Annotated in this window: 13 protein-coding genes; 7 read left to right on the forward strand and 6 right to left on the reverse strand. The window is 53.0% G+C overall.

Going from position 1 to position 18572, the window contains the following annotated elements:
- Positions 1-17: 17 nt before the first annotated feature.
- Both ACKWCC_RS05625 and ACKWCC_RS05630 read right to left on the reverse strand, forming a co-directional pair.
- Entirely contained in the window at positions 18-389 is a 372-nt protein-coding gene (locus tag ACKWCC_RS05625) for an endonuclease domain-containing protein (RefSeq protein WP_413994934.1), read from the reverse strand.
- 111 nt (positions 390-500) lie between these two features.
- Positions 501-3635, reverse strand: a complete 3135-nt coding sequence (locus ACKWCC_RS05630; RefSeq protein WP_413994935.1) for a WD40/YVTN/BNR-like repeat-containing protein — start codon at positions 3633-3635, stop codon at positions 501-503.
- A gap of 845 nt (positions 3636-4480) precedes the next feature.
- Here ACKWCC_RS05630 and ACKWCC_RS05635 point away from each other — a divergent pair.
- The gene (locus tag ACKWCC_RS05635; RefSeq protein ID WP_413994936.1) at positions 4481-5821 is read left to right on the forward strand and encodes a DUF5723 family protein; all 1341 of its coding nucleotides are present in this window, start codon (positions 4481-4483) and stop codon (positions 5819-5821) included.
- 162 nt (positions 5822-5983) lie between these two features.
- Here the strand turns inward: ACKWCC_RS05635 and ACKWCC_RS05640 are convergent, their stop codons facing one another.
- From ACKWCC_RS05640 to hemH, 3 genes are all read right to left on the reverse strand, one after another.
- The gene (locus ACKWCC_RS05640; protein WP_413994937.1) at positions 5984-7081 is read right to left on the reverse strand and encodes a lactonase family protein; all 1098 of its coding nucleotides are present in this window, start codon (positions 7079-7081) and stop codon (positions 5984-5986) included.
- A gap of 47 nt (positions 7082-7128) precedes the next feature.
- Positions 7129-8508: an MATE family efflux transporter gene (locus ACKWCC_RS05645; protein WP_413994938.1), complete on the reverse strand. Its 1380-nt coding sequence runs from the start codon at positions 8506-8508 to the stop codon at positions 7129-7131.
- A 172-nt stretch (positions 8509-8680) separates the two neighbouring features.
- Positions 8681-9724 carry a ferrochelatase gene (hemH, locus tag ACKWCC_RS05650; protein ID WP_413994939.1) on the reverse strand — a complete coding sequence of 348 codons (1044 nt, stop codon included), beginning with the start codon at positions 9722-9724 and terminating at the stop codon, positions 8681-8683.
- A gap of 150 nt (positions 9725-9874) precedes the next feature.
- Between hemH and ACKWCC_RS05655 the strand changes: the two genes are divergently transcribed.
- Both ACKWCC_RS05655 and ACKWCC_RS05660 read left to right on the forward strand, forming a co-directional pair.
- Complete coding sequence (locus ACKWCC_RS05655; protein WP_413994940.1) at positions 9875-10936, forward strand: mechanosensitive ion channel family protein; 1062 nt, start codon at positions 9875-9877, stop codon at positions 10934-10936.
- A 95-nt stretch (positions 10937-11031) separates the two neighbouring features.
- Entirely contained in the window at positions 11032-11886 is an 855-nt protein-coding gene (locus tag ACKWCC_RS05660) for an N-acetylmuramoyl-L-alanine amidase-like domain-containing protein (RefSeq protein WP_413994941.1), read from the forward strand.
- An 827-nt stretch (positions 11887-12713) separates the two neighbouring features.
- On the opposite strand, the gene ACKWCC_RS05665 is transcribed toward ACKWCC_RS05660, so the two are convergent.
- On the reverse strand, positions 12714-13601 hold the full coding sequence (locus ACKWCC_RS05665; protein ID WP_413994942.1) for an AraC family transcriptional regulator: 888 nt from the start codon (positions 13599-13601) through the stop codon (positions 12714-12716).
- Between the two features lie 189 nt (positions 13602-13790).
- Here ACKWCC_RS05665 and hemA point away from each other — a divergent pair, with 189 nt between their 5' ends.
- The 4 genes from hemA (at position 13791) to ACKWCC_RS05685 (ending at position 18531) form a co-directional block, all read left to right on the forward strand.
- Positions 13791-15047 carry a glutamyl-tRNA reductase gene (hemA, locus tag ACKWCC_RS05670; protein WP_413994943.1) on the forward strand — a complete coding sequence of 419 codons (1257 nt, stop codon included), beginning with the start codon at positions 13791-13793 and terminating at the stop codon, positions 15045-15047.
- Positions 15044-16648, forward strand: coding sequence for a hydroxymethylbilane synthase (hemC, locus tag ACKWCC_RS05675; protein WP_413994944.1), 1605 nt, complete (start codon positions 15044-15046; stop codon positions 16646-16648). The genes hemA and hemC overlap by 4 nt, the downstream gene beginning before the upstream one ends.
- A gap of 190 nt (positions 16649-16838) precedes the next feature.
- Positions 16839-17873, forward strand: a complete 1035-nt coding sequence (hemE, locus tag ACKWCC_RS05680) for a uroporphyrinogen decarboxylase (protein WP_413994968.1) — start codon at positions 16839-16841, stop codon at positions 17871-17873.
- Positions 17874-18036: 163 nt separating this feature from the next.
- Positions 18037-18531 carry a DUF6973 domain-containing protein gene (locus ACKWCC_RS05685; RefSeq protein ID WP_413994945.1) on the forward strand — a complete coding sequence of 165 codons (495 nt, stop codon included), beginning with the start codon at positions 18037-18039 and terminating at the stop codon, positions 18529-18531.
- Positions 18532-18572 lie beyond the last annotated feature (41 nt).

Below are 18572 nucleotides of genomic sequence, written 5' to 3' on the forward strand. Positions count from 1 at the left end.
AAAAGGGGAGGGCCTTTTTATCCACTTCTTTCTTTAAACTCGGCTTTTATGGTTTCTAACACCATATCCAATTGATCAAAGACCAGATAATTCTGGAAACGTAAAATTTTAAATCCTAAACTTTGTAAATACTTCGTTCGATTTAGGTCATATTCTTCATTAACCGGATTGGCATGATATTCACCATCAAGCTCCACGATTAATCTTTCTCTTGTACAGTAAAAATCCACAATGTAATTTCCAATACTGTGTTGTCTTCGAAACTTTCGCCCTTTTAACTGACTTCTTTGAAGTGCTTTCCATAACTGTGACTCTGCCTTCGTTGGATTATTTCGCAATTGCTTTCTAAAGCCCTCTAAATACTTATGGTTGTGTAACTTTTTTGGCACTAATAAATTGATATTAAGGTCGATTCCTTAGGGTCCTCCCCTTTTTTCAAGGGGAGGTGGCGACAGCCGGAGGGGTTGGGACCAAAATACGAGCAGCAACCCTCAACCTATCTACTCCACAAACAAATAGTTCAATCCCCTCTTATTGAATTCGGCGTTGAACTCCTTGAGTTCGCTGGACATCACGGCGTCAAAGGTCTTTAACTGGGCATCAATTTTGGCCGTGAGTTCGTTCTTCAGGGCCACATCTTGGTCCGTGGGCGGAAAATCGTCCAGGGCCACCAGGCTGTTCAGGTGCCCCAGTTTGTTGGTTAACCGAATGGGGAAGTTCAAGGGATCTTGGTTACTTCTGTTCTTGGTCTGGTACAAGGCTTTTTCCACCTCGCCCAAACGCTCTTTCATGTTCTTGGCCTTGTCCAGCAAATCCTTGAGGCCAGCATCGTCCTTGTACTGCGTGCCAAAGGCATCCAGTTGCGCGGTGACCTCCCTTATTTTTTTAATGGACTGATGGGCCTTGTCCACCGTGGTGTTCACATCCGTGATAAAATCGAACTGCTTTTGCATATCGGCCACGCTGGCCTCTGCCCTTGGATCGGGCAGGATGGTAAAGGTTTCGGAACGGCTATCGCCATTTACGTTCAAATGTACCTTGTAGTCTCCCGGAACGGCCTTTGCGCCGCTCAAATTGGCCCACCACAAGATCATGCCGTCCAATTTTTCGGCACCTTTGCCCCGGGTGTCCCAGACAAAGGTGTTGCCCCCTTTTTTCACCTCCAGCTTATTCTTTTTGTCTTTGGCAACATTGCTATAGGTGGCCAAGGTATCGCCCGCCATACTGGTAAAGGTGAGGTGTACACTGTCTTTTTCGGCCAGGTTCTTCAGATAGAAATGGGTGACCACGCCATTGGGGTGGTTCTGTCCTTCCAACAAGGAAGGGGTTGTTCTGGCACGGCCCTTGGTCCTGTAGGAATCCTTTGGTTTGTACAGGATGTTGCCACTGGCTTTTTTGTTGTCATCCAGTTGGTGCAGCACGGTAAGGTCATCGATCATCCAGATGCTTCGCCCTTGGGTGGCCACCACCAGGTTGTTGTCCTTGATCGTGAGGTCGGTTATGGGCACAATGGGCAGATTGAGTTGAAAGGGCGACCAGTTGGCACCGTCATCAAAGGAAATGTACATTCCGGTTTCCGTTCCGGCGTACAACAAACCTTTTCTTTTTGGGTCTTCGCGCAGCACTCTGGTAAAATGCTCGTCATGGATGCCCTTGGTAATCTTGGTCCAGGTCTTTCCGTAATCGGTGGTCTTGTACAAATAGGGTTGAAAATCGCCCAGCTTGTAACGGGTCGCGGCCACGTAACAGGTGGCTTCGTCAAACGCGGAGGGCTCAATGCTGTTGATCATGTTCCATTCCGGCATACCGGCAGGGGTCACGTTCTCCCAATTGGCACCACCATCCTTGGAGACGTGTATGAGTCCGTCATCACTTCCCACCCAGAGCAGGCCTTCTTTGAGCGGACTCTCATTGGCGGCGAAAATGGTGCAATAATATTCCACGCCGGTATTGTCCTGGGTAATGGGGCCGCCGCTGCTCCCCAATTTGGTGGGGTCGTTTCGGGTAAGGTCTTCACTTAACACTTCCCAACTTTGCCCTTCGTTGGTGGAAAGATGCACATGGTTGGAAAAGGTGTAGAGCTTCTTGGGATCGTGCTTGCTGAACATAATGGGGAAGTTCCATTGGAAGCGATATTTCATCCCCTCGGCCCCATAGCCCATGGGGTTGTCCGGCCACACATTGATGGCCCTTGTGGTTCCCGTTTCGTGGTTCTTGCGGGTAAGGAAACCGCCGTAGCTTCCGCCGTACACAATATCATTGTTGGTAGGGTCCACGGCAATGTGGGCAGATTCCCCGCCCGCGGTGGCTTCCCAATCGTCCTCACTGATACCGCTGCCATCACTTCTATGGGCAATGCGCACGGTAGAGTTGTCCTGTTGCGCCACATAAATGCGGTAGGGAAAATGATCATCGGTCGTAACCCTATAAAATTGTGCCGTGGGCTGGTTGTGGTAGGTGCTCCAGGTTTCCCCACCATCGTAGGAGACCTGTGCCCCGCCATCATCGCCAATGACCATGCGCTGGGAATTTTCGGGCGCGATCCAAAGGTCGTGATGGTCTCCATGAGGGGCATTGAAGGATTCAAAGGTCTTGCCCCCGTCGGTAGATCGGTGGTAGCTCACGTTCAGGACGTACACCTTGTCCACATCCTCGGTGTCCGCATAGACACGGGTGTAGTACCAAGCACGCTGGCGCAGGCTCCTGTCGCTGTTCACCAAGGTCCACTTCTTACCGCCATCATCCGAACGGTAGAGGCCGCCTTTTTCCTTGTTCTCCACCATGGCCCATACGCGCTGGGAATTTACGGGGGAAACCGAAACGCCGATGATGCCCAAGGTATCCTTGGGAAAACCCTCGTTCTTGGAAATCTCTTGCCAGGTCTCGCCACTGTCCGTACTCTTCCAAAGGGCGGAACCCTCCCCGCCACTGATGAGGCTGTAGGGCGTTCGCTTGGAATACCAGGTAGAAGCATATAGAATACGTGGATTGTTGGGGTCAAAAGTAAGATCCACCGCACCGGCCTGTTCGTTCACAAAAAGGACCTGTTTCCAGTTTTTACCGCCATCGGTGCTTTTGTAGATGCCGCGGTCTTTGGTAGGCTTGTAGATATTGCCCAAAACGGCCGCATAGACCGTGTTGTGATCGGTTGGGTGCACGCGTATTCTTGGCACGTGCCTGCTGTTGGGCAAGCCCGCCTTTGCCCAGGTTTTTCCGGCATCCTCTGTTTTCCATATCCCGTAGCCCGAGGAGACATTGCCCCGCAGTGTTTTTTCGCCTCCGCCAACGTAGATCACATTGGGGTCGCTCTGTGCCACTTCAACGGCACCGATGCTGCCGCCAAAATAGCCATCTGAAATGTTGCTCCAGGTGGCACCGCCGTCCTGGGTCTTCCATACGCCACCGCCCGTTGCACCAAAGTAAAAGAGATCGGGCTGGTTGGGCACCCCGGCCACCGCAGCGGACCGCCCCCCACGGAAGGGGCCCACCAACCGGTACTCCAGACTGGAATACAATTCCTCTGGATAAGCAATGGAAACCTGGTCCGATTTCTTTTTGCGCTGGGCGTGCAGACTGATGGAAAGTAGGGCAAAGGCCAGTAGCAACCAGCCTGCCTTGAGGTCAAGGGTTTTCATGATAGTGGTTCTTTTTTATTGAATCGACCTTAAAAATACATAAAATAGCGTGTTAAACTAAAAAGGGCGTCCGTTCTTTTTATCCCAAATTATGTATGGGAACTTCGTTGTGAAGCTATGGGACACAAGGAACACTGGGGTGGCATCGATCTTTGGATGGCACCGCTGTGGTTAGCCCGAAAAAGAGTAGCGCAGCGCCAGTAGTCGCAGTAACTTTGGACTGTACTCCTTTTTCCCGTGCCTATTTTGGGTTTAACCCAGATTATGCAGTAGACTTTCGGGATGAGGGTGTAAAGCCCAATAAAATCAAGACTTTTGCGATTGAGGCACCCGCCCGAATGTGCCATTCGGTACGGGCGGGTAGCCATCGCTACGGTGAGTGAGCAAAAGTCAGTGCAACGATTGATTTTGAAGGGATTTACAGCCGTAATACCTGACCGTTCCTTTCAGGCGGGGAATTTCTATTGCTTAATCTGGGTTTAATGGGAAATGGTGGGTCTTGTACGGCAAGATGTACAGGAAAAACGGAAGGTGCATGCCGTTTGGCCCCAACACAAGGCACCGCCCCAACCTGGACAAGCGCACCTTGGCCCTACGGACAACCACCAAATGTGGCGTGCTTACATGGAACCGTTGCTTCCCTACTTCCTAGGCTTTTATGGCACTGATGCGCAATAAAACAGCGGTTTCCCAAGTTTGTTATACGGGGTTTTGCCAACCACCCAAGGCCCAGAGACGGGATATTGCCAAAGCCACCACCCAAAAAATACCCACTAAGGGGTATGGCAACGGGATGGCCCCATCCCTAATTTTGGGTCAAGAACCAAACCGCTAAACCATTGCTCATGAACAAAGCCATCTTTTCTTACCTGGTAGTGCTTTTTGCCGCCCAATGGGTGGGCGCACAATCCTTTATGGGGCATTTTACGGACAACAGGGCCGGCGTACAGGGCCTATTGCACAATCCCGGCAACCTGGCCGACAACAGAATAAAATGGGAGTTTAACCTCTTTGCCACCAACACGGACCTGGCCACGGACTATACCACACTGAGCTTGGGCAATGTGACCGATCTGTTGGGCGACGATGGGTTTGACGGCCTGCAGCGCTTCCCCACGGACCAGAACACCATTCTGGTGGATGCGGATATCCTGGGGCCATCGCTGATGTTTTCGCTGAACGAGAAAAGTGGCCTTGCCCTGACGACCCGGGTACGGGTGGTGAGCAACTTCAACAACGTGAACGGGGAACTCTTTGAGGCCATCTATGACGGTTTTCCCGCCAACAACTTTAATTTTTCACAAGACAACCTGGACTTTACCACCCACGCCTGGGGAGAGATCGGCCTCACCTATGGCCGCGTGCTCTGGCAGGCCAAAGGCCATATGCTCAAGGGAGGGGCCACCTTGAAGTACCTCCTGGGCGGCGGTGCCGTGCAGGGAAGTTCCAATACCCTGAACGGTGATTTTGACTCCAACGCGGGCAATGTGCGGCTCAATGGCGACTTCTCCTATGCCCTTACCGTGGACGATGCGGGAAGCGCGGAGGACTTTTTCGAGAACATTTCCCCGGGTTTTGGCGCAGATGTGGGCTTTGTGTACGAATACCGGGACAGGAAGTCCATTGCCCCCTCCAACAACAACGATGCCCGCGCCTTTAACCAATACCGCTTTAAAGTGGGTCTTTCCATTGTGGACATTGGAAGCATCAATTATGCAGACACGGAAGTAACGGACTATACCGTGAACGCCGATGTGAACGCCCTGGACCTGGAAAACGATTTCATAGACGTACTGGACAATAACAGTACCACCAATGTCTCCAGACAGGACATTGCCCTTGCCCTGCCCACCTCCCTGCACCTTAACTTGGACTACAGCTTTACGCCCAAATGGTATCTAAACTTGAACCTGAACCAGGGCCTGGTGGCAAAAGACGAGATTTTTAACAACAACCGCCTAAATCGCATTACCCTGACCCCCCGTTTTGAGACCAGGGTCTTTGGCGCCTACCTGCCCATTTCTCACAGTGCCCTTAGCCAAACGGCCGTGGGCTTTGGCTTTAGGTTGGGGCCCTTGACCCTGGGCAGCAGCAGCCTTGTCTCCAATCTGTTGGGAGACAGCGCACAAGTGTTCAACATCTTTACGGGCATCAAGATTCCCGTGGGGCATAAGCCGGCACGGTAAGGGAATCAAGGCCATTCAACATACCCTCCATAACATCACTGAGGCGTGTACAAGGTTTTTTGGCAGATGATTTTTGGTCATCTTTTCCTTGAAGGGAACAATCAAAGAGGGGGCCCCTTTCATGAAAAAAACGAAGCCTTTTTAAAAATGTATGGAAATACCCTACAAAAACTCCAAACAAACCGGACTGGGAAGGGCCGTTTCGGAAACAAAGGTCAAGGTTCCCCGAAGCGTGTCGCGCTCAAAGACGGTGATGTTGTCACTTTTCTGATTGGCCACCAAAAGAAAACGGCCCGTGGGATCCAAAGAAAAGTTCCTGGGCCAATTGCCGCGTACGGGCTCACGCCCCACCAAGGTGAGCGCCCCCGTTTCCGGATGTACGTTAAAGATGACAATGCTGTTCTCTCCCCTATTGGAACCGTAAAGAAACTTACCGTCCGGGGAGAGGTGGATGTCGGCACAGAAGCTCTCGCCCTTAAAATTGGCCGCCAGGGTGCTGTGGTGTTCCATCTCCCTGTACTCCCCGCCCGCCGTTCTCCCAAAAACGGTGATGGTGGAATTCAACTCATTGATCACATACAACCTGCTGCCGTCCCCACTGAAGGTAAAGTGCCTGGGGCCGGCTCCCTGGGGCAAAGAGAGCCGCTCTTGCCCCGCGGGCACAAACCCACCGCCAGTACTCTGAAACCGGAACACGGCATCCATGCCCAGGTCGGCCACAAAAAGTCCGTCTTGGGTAAACTGGGCCGCATGGGCGTGGGAGGCCTTTGTACTGTCCTTGACATTTAAGTTCAACACCTCCACATTACCATCAAAGGAACCGTCGGTACGCAGGGACAACAGGGACACACTGCCACCGGAATAGCTGGAGACCGCCAAGAGCTTTTCGTTGGGCGACAGGGCCAAATGGCAGGGGTGCGGGCCCACGGGCACCACAGCGCCCGTGGGTGTCCATTTGCCGGCTTCAACGGTGTACGCCCCCACGGCACCCAGGCCGCCCTCGAAACCATCGGTCTCCAAAACGGCGTAGCCCTTTGTACCATCTGCACTGAGCTTTATAAAGGAGGGATTCTCCACCACGGCCGCCACCTTTTTTCCGGAGAGCTGGCCCGTGGAGGCATTGAAGATGAGTTGATATATGCCCCCACTGGCTCCCTGGGTATAGGTGCCCACAAATAGGGGAAACACATTTTCGCTTTTTTCTTTTGATGCACAAGCAAACAGCAACAGCGCCGTAAAAGATAAATAAGAATGTTTCATCCTTCAATGATTTTGGAACAAGATATGAAACTTATGGCCGCCAACGATCATTCCCTTAAATGGGCACGGACTTCCTTTCTGAGATAGTACCCCGTGACCGCGGTGGCCAATACATCTGAAATGGGAAAGCTGATCCACACCCCAAGTTCGCCAAAGATCTGGGGCAAGATGAGCACCAGGGGAATAAAGAAGAAGCCCTGCCGGGTGAGGGTGAGCAACAGGGCGGGCACGGCCTTGCCAATGGCCTGGAAGTAGGCCGCTCCAATGAGCTGCAGGGCTATGATGGGCGTGGCCGCAAACACCCAGCGCATGGCACTGGGCGTATGCTCCAGCACATAGGCGTTTATGGCCAATTCGGCCGCGGTGGCACCTTCTGCGGTTCCAAGAAAGAGCCCCGCTATCTCGGCAGGAAATATAAAAAGCCCGGCAAAGACCAAACTGGCCAGCAGGGCGGCATACTTAATGGCAATGGCTATGGACTCCTTGACCCGGCCATAATTGTGGGCGCCGTAGTTGTAGCCCGCAATGGGCAAGAAGCCTTGGGTAATGCCAAAAACGGGAAACAGGGCAAACATGAGCATGCGGCCAATAATGGCATAGACGGTCACGGAGGCCTCGCCGCCCAAGTTGAAGAGAATGTTGTTGAGCAACAGATAAATGACGCTCACCACGGCCTGCCTGGCAAGGGTCACAAAGCCCAGGGAGCCTATTTCCCCGAGAATACCACGGTCCAGACCAAAATGGGAAAAATCGATCTTTATCTCGGAGTGTTTGGACAAAAAGAAATACAGGATATAGCCAAAGGAAAAAAGATAGGCGCCGGTACTGGCCCAGGCGGCCCCGTGCATGCCCCAACCAAAGATTTCTATAAAAACATAGTCCAGGGTCAGGTTGGTCACCGAGGGGATGATCATGGCCACCATGGCAAATTTGGGCTTGCCCTCTGCCCGGATCACGGCATTGCCCATCATGCTCAAGGCCAAAAAGGGCACCCCATAGAGCACAATGACGTAGTATATCTTGGCATAGTCGAAAATGGCGCCCTTGCCCCCAAAGGCCGGAATGAGCGCATCCACATAATAAAGGCCCAAAAGCACCATGGACACGGTGACCAGCACGGTCAGGGTGATCTGGTTGCCAAAGGTCTTCAGCGCCTTTTCCCGGTCATTGGCCCCCAAGGCACGGGAAAGCACACTGGCACCTCCTATGCCTATGGCCATGCCAAGGGCTCCGATAAAAAAGGAGACGGGCAGCACCACATTGATGGCGGCAATGGCCACGGAACCGATCCAATTGCCCACAAAAATGGAATCTACCAGGATGTTCAGGGACATGACCAAGATACCGATGCTTGCCGGCACGGCCTGCTTTACCAGCAGTTTGGAAATGGGCTCGGTGCCCAATTGTTCGGAAGTGAGTTTGGCCATAGGAACTTATCTAATTTAACCCGTGGCGCACCTCCAATGCGGCACCAATTGGGCAAGGGCAAAAAACCCCGGGGTCATTGCAGGGCAGGCTTCCGCCGGTTGCAAAGAAAAAGGAACGGACCGTTGGGGCCCTGCCCATACGAGCAAATTTGTAAGGCTTTCGCAGTAGGCGTCAGTCCACCGGAACCACATCCAGCTTGCCGCTGCGCTCCCAATGGTTCACCCACTTGGCCATAACGGCCACCCAGTCATCGTTGTCGTTCAGGCAGGGAATGTGCTTGTAGTGTTCGCCACCGGCTTCCTCAAATTCTTCCTTGCCCTCAATGGCAATTTCCTCCAAGGTCTCCAGGCAGTCGCTCACAAAGGCGGGGGTGATCACCGCAAGCCGCTTTACGCCCTCTTTGGCCAGGCGCTCAAATTCGTAATCGGTATAGGGTTTTAACCAGGGATCCCCGGCCAGTCTGGACTGAAAGGACGAGCTTACCTGCTCATCGGGCAGCCCCAAGTAGGCCTTGACCAGTTCCGTGGTGTCATAGACCTGGTGCCGGTAGCAGGTGTTGTGGGCCACGGAGTTTACCGAACAGCAGGTATCGTCCATCTTGCAATGGAACTTGGTGGGATCGCTCTTGCGGATGTGCCTTTCGGGGATGCCGTGGTAAGAAAACAGGATGTGGTCGTACTCAAAGTCCTTCAAGCCCTCCTTGATGCTTTCGGAAAGGGCCCGAATGTAATCCGGGTGTTTGTAGAATGCCGGCATGGTGGTCACTTTCATTTCCGGAAAGTGCTTTTGTTGCTCCTCCAGGGTCTTCACCACCACGGTCTCGTAAGAAGACATGGCATAATGGGGGTAAAGGGGCACCAAGAGCACGTCGTCCACGCCTTTTTCCCTCAGTTCGGCCAGGGCACCCTTAATGGACATGCTCCCGTACCGCATGCCCAGGGCCACGGGCATCTGGGTCTGTTTCCTTAATTTTTCGGTGAATTTTTCCGATAGGATGATCAGTGGCGAGCCTTCGTCCCACCAGATCTTGGCGTAGGCCTTGGCAGATTTTTTGGGCCGGGTCTGCAATATAATGCCCCGCACCAGGATGTTACGGAGCCATTTGGGGGCGTCAATGACCCTTTCATCCATTAAAAATTCGTCCAGATACGGCTTTACGTCCTTTGCCGTGGGGCTGTCCGGGGAACCCAGGTTTACCAACAACACTCCTTTCATAGCTTTCCTTGTTTTCCTGCAAAAATAAGGCATGCCCCTGACATCTTCCAATGCCCGCCGGGCTTCTTTTCTTGATTGCGATATAAGTAAAAGCGATTGCCCCAAGGATTTGTGCTGTTTTTGGTTACCCTTGGCCCCAAAACCTATGGCATGGACAGCTTTTTGAACTCTTTATCCAACCGTTCCGTACTCACCCTCGTGGGCACCATACTGCTCTTTATGGTCATTTATTGGGCGGTGCTCTACGTACTTCGCAAATTGGGGAAAGACCCCAAATATCTGCTGCCCAAGGGCAGTATGAAAAAAATGGCCCTGCCCTTTCTCCTCATTTTCGGGGCCATTCTCCTGCGCCTTCCGGCCTTGCGGGAGCTCTTGGGCCTCACCGAGATGGTGCAACCCTTTGTCAGGGCCAGCACCCTGTTGCTCATCTTTGCCGTTACCTGGCTCATTCTTGCCGTGCTCAAAATTGTAAAGAACGTGGTGGTAAACCGCTATAACGTGAACACGGCAGACAATCTCAAGGCGCGAAAAATCTATACCCAGTTCAATATCCTGGAGCGCATTGTGATCTTTATCGTGGTTATCCTGGCCGTGGGCCTGGCCCTGATGACCTTTGATGAGATCAGGGAGGTGGGCATCAGCGTGTTTGCATCGGCCGGGGTGGCGGGCATCATCATTGGCTTCTCTGCCCAGAAATTGATCGGCACCGTACTGGCCGGCATACAGATCGCCATTGCCCAGCCCATAAAACTGGACGACGTGGTGATCGTGGAGGGCGAATGGGGGCGCATTGAGGAAATTACCCTGACCTATGTGGTGGTGAAGGTGTGGGACAAGCGCAGGCTCATAGTGCCCACGCCCTACTTCATTGAAACCCCTTTCCAAAACTGGACCAAGAGCTCTTCGGACATTTTGGGCACAGTGTTCCTGCACATGGATTACCGGGTGCCCATTGGCGCCCTGCGCAAAGAACTTACCCGTATCCTGGAACAGACCGACCTGTGGGACGGACAGGCCAACAACATCCAGGTCACGGACAGCAAGGCCACCCATATGGAGGTCAGGGCCATGATGAGCGCCAGGGATGCCTCCCAGGCCTGGGAGCTCAGGGTGCACGTGCGGGAAAAGCTCATTGCCTATCTCCAAAAAAACCATCCCGAAAGCCTGCCCCACCATCGGGTGCTACTCAGGGAAAGGGATGCGATGGGATGATGCCATGACGGAAATCCCAAGGCAGGGCACAGGGGCCCAACATGCCCACGGCAAACGTTGAAAATGGCTTATCTTTGTTCCCCTAATAGCGTCTCGTGAAACATCTGATCTTTATTTTCGTTTTTTTGATGCCCCTTTGCCTAACAACGGCACAGCAAATTAGCTGTTCCCCAGAGAACAGAACGCTGGTGGAGGCCAAAATAAAGGAGGTGAACGGGCTCTTGCAGTCCGATCTCGGGGCCACCGTGGCACAAGTGGGCAAGACGTTCCTGTCCGTGCCCTACGTGGCAAAAACCTTGGAGATCGGCGAGACCGAGACCCTGGTGGTGAACCTACAGGGCCTGGACTGCACCACCTTTGTGGAGAATGCCATGGCCTTTGGGCTGATGCTGCACCGCGGCCAGACCCAATTTGGGGATTTTACGGAAACCTTGGAACAACTGAGGTACCTGGACGGGAAAATGGATGGCTACGGTTCCCGCCTGCACTATTTTACCCATTGGATCCGCAACAACGAAAAGAAGGGCCTGTTAAAGGACATGACCGCGGCACTGGGCGGTGTGGGAATGGAAAAGGACATCAATTTTATGGGAACCCACCGGGAGCTCTATCCGTTCTTAAAGGACGATGACAACTTTGAGCAAATCCTGGCCACCGAAAAAGGACTGGCCAAGGAAGACTTTTGCTACCTGCCCCAGGATCAAATAGCCGCCAACGAACACCTTATAAAAACGGGGGACATCATTGCCCTGGCCACGTCCATCAAGGGCCTGGACGTTACCCACACGGGATTTGCCGTGCGGGAGGCCAACGGGCGCATCCACCTTTTGCACGCCTCCACCACCTCGATGGAGGTGGAAGTGACCAAGGAACCCCTGGCAGAATACCTAAAGGGCGTTAGCAAAAACATAGGTGTTTTAGTGGCAAGGCCAATGGTTCCCGAAAAATAGTGTGCTTGGTAGCGCACGGGGCCAAAGCAGTCGCTGGTCCGCCTTGAAATTGGTCGTGTGGGCCATGACAATGTTGGAAAAAAGGGGATGGCACTCTCAAAACCGGACTGTGCTGATTTAAATACCAATCACTTCCACACCCTTGGGCAATGGCCCTGTTTTCCAATAAGTGCCCCTTAGGTGGAAAAGCACCGGTGGCCGCTCCAAAAACAAAATCCTCAATCTCGGGAATTGCCAAGGTCACCATATTAGAGGGTGCCCCTTCCATAATGGCATTGCTGTGCGCAACCAATTCCAGAACGCCCAAAGAACGGCCGGAAGCCGCACAAAAGACGCGCTGCTTGTCCAAATTCCATCGATTTGCCCTACCCGAAGCTTCCAGGTTCTTGGCGTATTTCTCCCACGTTATCGTATAAAGTTCGATGAAACGTTGTCTCCGTATTCCATCTCGGCAAGATGGTCACCGATCATCCGTATCCCACTGATCGTGTTCAAGAAATCCAAGGGTTTACGATTGTCCAGAAAGATGTTTTGGGAGCAAGATGCAACATGGAAGACAGCACTTTGTCACTGACATTGGCTTTGGACCTGGGCACCCGGACATGGCCTGGGGCAAACTTGTTTTTTCCAAAGAGTTCACCAGCCATGCCGGTTCCAGCACCCTGGGAACACCATGGCAGATTTATTTTTGGCAAGAGGCATTGTGGTGAATGGACGCTTTTGTAGGTGTACATTTAGTACAGATCAATGGAAGATGCCACCAAGCCTTGTTTCCTTTTCAAAGGTTGAATGGCTCCCCACACCACACTGGCCTGCCCGTACGGGTTTCAAGCCAGTTCCTTCATGTACTTCTTGGGCGTGGTGCCGTACTTTTTACGGAAGGCCGCAATGAAGTGGCTGCTGGTACTGTAGCCTATGCGCAAGGCTATTTCGCTCACATGGTACTGCCCCGTTTCCAAAAGGCGGCGGGCATACTCCATCTTGTAGTCGAACAAAAAACTGAAGACCGAGTCCCCGTAGATCTGCTTAAAACCCTCCTTTAACCGCTTTAAGGGCAGGCCCACGCTCTTGGCGAGTTCCTTCAGGCTGGGCGGTTCTGCCATATTGGCAATGACCAGCTCCTTGGCCTTGCGAATGCGCTTCACATTGTCCTCGTCCGCCAGAAAGGGACATTGTTCCGCCTCGGCATCCGTGGTCTTGTTAAAATAGAGCGAAATGAGCTCGTACACCTTGCCCTTTACATAGAGCTTTTTAATGGTGGGGTGCAGGTTATGGTTCATGATCTGGCTCAGCACCACGGCAATGGCAGGGGAAACGGCCTCCTGGGCGTAGTACTTCTTTTCCCGGTTCTCTGCATTGAGAAAGGGAATGTAGCTGGCCTCCTCGGAGAAAAAGGAATGGAACTTGCGTATGGTCATCACCACCGAGACCATCCAGGACCGCGGAGACAAATGAAGGTCCAAGGGCAGGTCTTGCTGGGTGTTGTACAACAACAGGGAGTTCTCTTCCGAGACCTCCAGGGCGTAACCGCCATCATTGAAAAGAAATTTACCGCTGCCCTTGAGACAAAAATGAAACTGTATGTGGCGTTTGTTGATATCGCGCTGGATTTGTGCAACTTGAGACCTATCGTTCTGAATTTTAAGCACATAAAAACCATCGTCCACCAAGATCTCCTCAAATGAACCTGTAGCGACATTTTTTACCTTTTCCATGGGCACATCTTTCTGTAATCTATTTAGATTCTTTCTAAATAGAGTGGACAAACATCTTCTTTAAGGCCCCAAAAATAGGGTATTTCGCTCTATTTGGGGCAAATTACAAACAAAAAGCCAAGAAACGATATTAATTGTTCCTAGAGCGTTATTTTTATAAAAACGTGCCCGTTATTTTTGTACCTCTTTATGAAAGACTACCACATTTCCAAACACAACTCCTTTTATACCATTGGCCTCAACTACAAAAAGGCCGATGAGGAAATGCGTGGAAAATTCAGTCTCAGTGAAGAGGCCATTGACAGCTTGTTGGCCGCGGCCAGGGAAGAGGGACTGGACGGTCTGTTGGCCACCTCTACCTGCAACCGTACCGAGCTGCATGGTTTTGCCCAGCACCCCTACCAGCTCATAAAACTCCTGTGCGACCACAGCCGTGGCACCGTGGAGGAATTTCAGGACGTGGCCTATGTGTACAAGAACAAGGAGGCCATAGGGCACCTGTTCCGCGTGGGAACGGGATTGGACAGCCAGATTTTGGGCGATTTTGAGATCATTAGCCAGCTCAAGCAAAGTTTTAACCGATCCAAAAGGGCGGGCATTGGAAACGCCTTTTTGGAACGTTTGTGCAACGCCGTGATCCAGGCCAGCAAGCGCATAAAGAACGAGACCGAAATCTCTTCCGGGGCCACCTCCGTGGCCTTTGCCTCGGTGCAGTACATCCTGAACAACGTGCAGGACATTGGCCAAAAGAACATCTTGCTCTTTGGAACGGGAAAGATCGGCCGGAACACCTGCGAAAACCTCATTAAGCACACCAACAACCCCAACATTACCCTCATAAACCGCACCAAGGAAAAAGCGGAACAGGTGGGCGGGAAGTTCAACCTCATTGTAAAGGACTACGGGGACCTGCAGGCAGAGATCAGAAAAGCGGATATCCTGGTGGTGGCCACCGGCGCCCTGAAACCCACCATTACCCAAGAACTCATACACACCAAGAAACCCCTGTTGATTTTGGACCTTTCCGTGCCCAAGAACGTGCACGAGAGCGTGGCGGAGCTGGACAATGTGTCCGTGGTGTACCTGGACCAATTGTCCCAGATGACGGACGAGACCCTGGAGCGCAGAAAAAAGTTCATCCCCAAGGCAGAGGCCATCATTGAAGAGGCCCGGTACGATTTTACCCAGTGGCTGGAGACCCGTAAGTTCGCACCCGTGATCAAGGCCCTGAAAATGAAGTTGAACACCATAAAAACGGAGGAACTGAACTACCAGTCCAAAAAGCGGAACGACTTCAACCATGCACAGGCAGAGGTCATCTCGGACCGCATCATACAAAAGATCACCAAACAATTTGCCAACCACCTCAAGGACGATACCGTTGATTTTGATTCCAGCCTGGACCTCATCCAAAAGGTGTTCCAAATAGAACCGCACCGCAAATGAGCAAAACCATTCGCATAGGCACCCGCGACAGCGAATTGGCGCTTTGGCAGGCCAACACGGTAAAAGCACAATTGGAGGCCCTGGGCCACCGAACGGAACTGGTGCCCGTAAAATCCACCGGCGATTTGGTGCTGAACAAACCGCTCTACGAAATGGGCATTACGGGCATCTTTACCAAAACCCTGGACGTGGCCATGCTAAACGGCGATGTGGACGTGGCCGTGCATTCCATGAAGGACGTGCCCACCGCCCTGCCCAAGGGCATTGTGCAGGCCGCCGTGCTGCCACGCGCCAACCACTTGGACATCCTTGCCTTTAAGGGAAATGAGGAGTTCCTGGGCCAGCGAGAGGGCGTCATTGCCACCGGAAGCCTCAGGAGAAAGGCCCAATGGTTAAACCGCTACCCCACCCACACCGTGGTGGACCTCAGGGGAAACATCAACAGCCGCCTGGAAAAACTCGACAACAACAACTGGAACGCCGCCATCTTTGCGGCCGCAGGACTGGAACGCATAAAACTGGAGCCGGAGAACACCCTGGGCCTTACCTGGATGCTGCCCGCCCCCGCACAAGGCGCCATCATGGTGGTGGCCATGGAGCAAGACGAGGAGACCAGAGCCGCCTGTGCCCAGCTGAACCATGAGGAGACCGCCATCTGCACCCAATTGGAAAGGGACTTCCTCAGGGAACTGGAAGGCGGTTGCAGTGCCCCCATAGGGGCGCTGGCCAAGATCGACCAGGATGGGGTGGTTACCCTGGAGGGCGTGCTGCTCACCGTGGACGGCTCCCAAAAACTGGAGACCAGCCGGTCTGCCCCATTGGGAAAACACCATCATCTGGGCGTGGAGTGCGCCAGGATCATCTTGAGAAAGGGCGGAAAGCGCCTTATGAACCTACTGCAGGGCGAAACGGCCAACACCCAGGTCTTTTCCACCAAAAAACTAACCCCTGACCAGCTGCACCGTTTTGATCCCTCCCTCAAGGTGGCCTCTGAAGACTTTATAAAAATAAGCCCCAACCGCATAGCGCCCAAACTGCTCAGGAAAAAGGTAAAAAATGCCATTTTTACCAGCAAAAATGCCGTGGAGGCCCTGCTCACCAATGTTACGGCAGAGGAACTGAACTTTGAGAACATCTATTGCGTGGGACGAAAGACCCGGAGGCTCATCCAAAAAAAATTGGGAAAGGTGACCCATTTTGAAAGTTATGCCGCCGACCTGGCCCAATACCTGGTGGACCACCTGGAAGGCACCGAGGTAACCCATTTTTGCGGCAACCTGAGCCTGGACGAGATCCCCAAGACCCTGGAAGCGGCCAACATCACCGTGCACTCGGTGGAGACCTACAAAACAAAACTGTCCGGAAAAAAAGTGGACGATAGCGTGGAAAGTGTGCTTTTTTTCAGTCCGTCCGGCATAGCAAGCTACCTAAAGAACAACCGGGCCAACAAGAAGGCCTACTGCATTGGGGAAACCACCGCCACCGAGGCCAGAAAGCACTTTAAATCGGTAAGGGTGGCCAAAATACCCGATGTGGAGGGCGTTATTTCCCTGGTGAACGAGGATTACGGCCAAGGCCGTGCCCAAAAGGAAAAAGGATAGAAGGTGAGGTGGAGGCAATGCTTTTTACGGTGGAAGGCCCATAACGACTTTCCATCTGACCATAGAGAACGGTACTGCCGCCTGGAAGAGTCAAGGGCCGCGGAAGGGAGGCCCCGGGCAAACGGTTGAAGCTCCCTACCATACCCCCACCAAAAACCGCCCAACCCCATAAAAACGTAGTACATTTATGATGATAAAAAACGATTTGTTCCTCAGGGCCCTCAAGGGCGAAACAGTGGAAAGACCCCCCGTTTGGATGATGCGCCAAGCCGGCCGTTACCTCCCCGAGTTCATGGAGATCAAGGCCAAGTACGATTTCTTTACCCGCTGCCAGACCCCGGAACTGGCCTCAGAGATCACCGTACAGCCGATCCGCCGCTACGGCATGGACGCCGCCATTCTCTTTTCGGACATTCTCGTAATTCCCCAGGCCATGAACATTGAGGTGGAAATGAAGCCCAATTTTGGGCCGTACCTGCCCCACCCCGTTCGCACACAAAAGGATTTGGATGCGGTGATCGTGCCAGATGTAAACGACGCCTTGGGCTATGTGATGGAGGCCGTGAAGGCCACCAAGGAAAAGCTGGACAATGACATCCCCCTCATAGGCTTTGCGGGCTCGCCCTGGACCATACTTTGCTATTGTGTGCAGGGACAGGGAAGCAAGAATTTTGACAAGGCCAAGGAACTCTGCTTTACCCAGCCCGCCGTGGCCCACGCCCTGCTGCAAAAAATCACCGATACCACCATTGCCTATCTCAGGGCCAAGGTGGCCGCCGGGGTCAATGCCGTACAGGTGTTCGATTCTTGGGGCGGAATGCTCTCCCCAACGGATTACCAGGAATTTTCCTTCCAGTACATACAGCAGATCGTGGACGCCCTTAAGGAAGAAACACCGGTGATCGTCTTTGGCAAGGGCTGTTGGTTCGCCCTGGGCGATATGGCCAAATCCGGTGCCAGTGCCCTTGGGGTGGACTGGACCTGTTCTCCCCAAAATGCACGTTACCTCTCCGGGGGCAAGATCACCCTTCAAGGGAACTTTGACCCTTCCCGTTTATTGTCGCCCCCGGCCGAGATCAAGAAAATGGTGACCCAAATGATCCACGACTTTGGCAAGGATCGGTACGTGGTAAACCTGGGACACGGCATTCTGCCCAACATTCCCCTGGACAACGCCAAGGCCTTTGTGGACGCGGTGAAGGAGTATAGGCCTTTGGAGAACTAGAGCCGCACACGCTGCAAAATATGCCCCACCACGAGGACTTGGCCAGCATTGCCATTACCAAAAAAAGGGGGCTCCGGGGGCAACGAACCTTCCCCAAGTCACCCACCGGGCACAATGGGCAAGTGATGGATATGGAGTGTTGCGAAAAATACCATAACGAACCGTGAGACCCTGGCAGACCTTAAAGCGCATTGGCCCCAAGAGTGCATTCACCTTGCTCCGCTTGGCCGTGCGGTATCCGCACTTTTTGTGCCCCACGTTCATTGCCACCAAGCAATGCATGCGCGTGGCCACCCTGCACTACGGCCGTGAACACTACCAAAACACCCCGGCCAATGCCTTTAGGCACGCCTTTTGGAACTACGCCATTGCGCTGAGGTGCCGTGCTTGGAGCAACAACGACCACAGCCCCTTGGCCTGGGCCAAGGCCATTACGGATTGGCACGAGGACGCCTTTGCCAACCGGCCCTTGGCCAGGGCCATGGACCTGCACAACAATGCCGTGGGCAGGCAGCTGTTCATGGTCCAAGAGGGCAGGTCATGGGAGGAAACCATAGCCCTTCTCCGCGAAATGACCCACCGATCGGTTCAAATAAGCCATACCGCTGAATTGGAGAAACACCCCAACCGTTTGGTGCACCTCTGTGCCAACTCCTAAAAAAAGTCCAATTTTTCGTTCCTAGTCCAAAGAAGTAGGTA

Origin of the sequence: Maribacter aquimarinus (assembly GCF_047345505.1) — a bacterium.
Taxonomy (GTDB): Bacteria; Bacteroidota; Bacteroidia; order Flavobacteriales; family Flavobacteriaceae; genus Maribacter.

Excerpts from the sequence above, each read along its gene's own strand:
- hemA (WP_413994943.1), top strand. The coding sequence starts at position 13,791 with ATGAAAGACTACCACATTTCCAAACACAACTCCTTTTATACCATTGGC.
- hemC (WP_413994944.1), top strand. The coding sequence starts at position 15,044 with ATGAGCAAAACCATTCGCATAGGCACCCGCGACAGCGAATTGGCGCTT.
- ACKWCC_RS05665 (WP_413994942.1), bottom strand. The coding sequence starts at position 13,601 with ATGGAAAAGGTAAAAAATGTCGCTACAGGTTCATTTGAGGAGATCTTG.
- ACKWCC_RS05630 (WP_413994935.1), bottom strand. The coding sequence starts at position 3,635 with ATGAAAACCCTTGACCTCAAGGCAGGCTGGTTGCTACTGGCCTTTGCC.
- hemH (WP_413994939.1), bottom strand. The coding sequence starts at position 9,724 with ATGAAAGGAGTGTTGTTGGTAAACCTGGGTTCCCCGGACAGCCCCACG.
- ACKWCC_RS05640 (WP_413994937.1), bottom strand. The coding sequence starts at position 7,081 with ATGAAACATTCTTATTTATCTTTTACGGCGCTGTTGCTGTTTGCTTGT.
- ACKWCC_RS05635 (WP_413994936.1), top strand. The coding sequence starts at position 4,481 with ATGAACAAAGCCATCTTTTCTTACCTGGTAGTGCTTTTTGCCGCCCAA.
- ACKWCC_RS05645 (WP_413994938.1), bottom strand. The coding sequence starts at position 8,508 with ATGGCCAAACTCACTTCCGAACAATTGGGCACCGAGCCCATTTCCAAA.
- ACKWCC_RS05655 (WP_413994940.1), top strand. The coding sequence starts at position 9,875 with ATGGACAGCTTTTTGAACTCTTTATCCAACCGTTCCGTACTCACCCTC.
- hemE (WP_413994968.1), top strand. The coding sequence starts at position 16,839 with ATGATAAAAAACGATTTGTTCCTCAGGGCCCTCAAGGGCGAAACAGTG.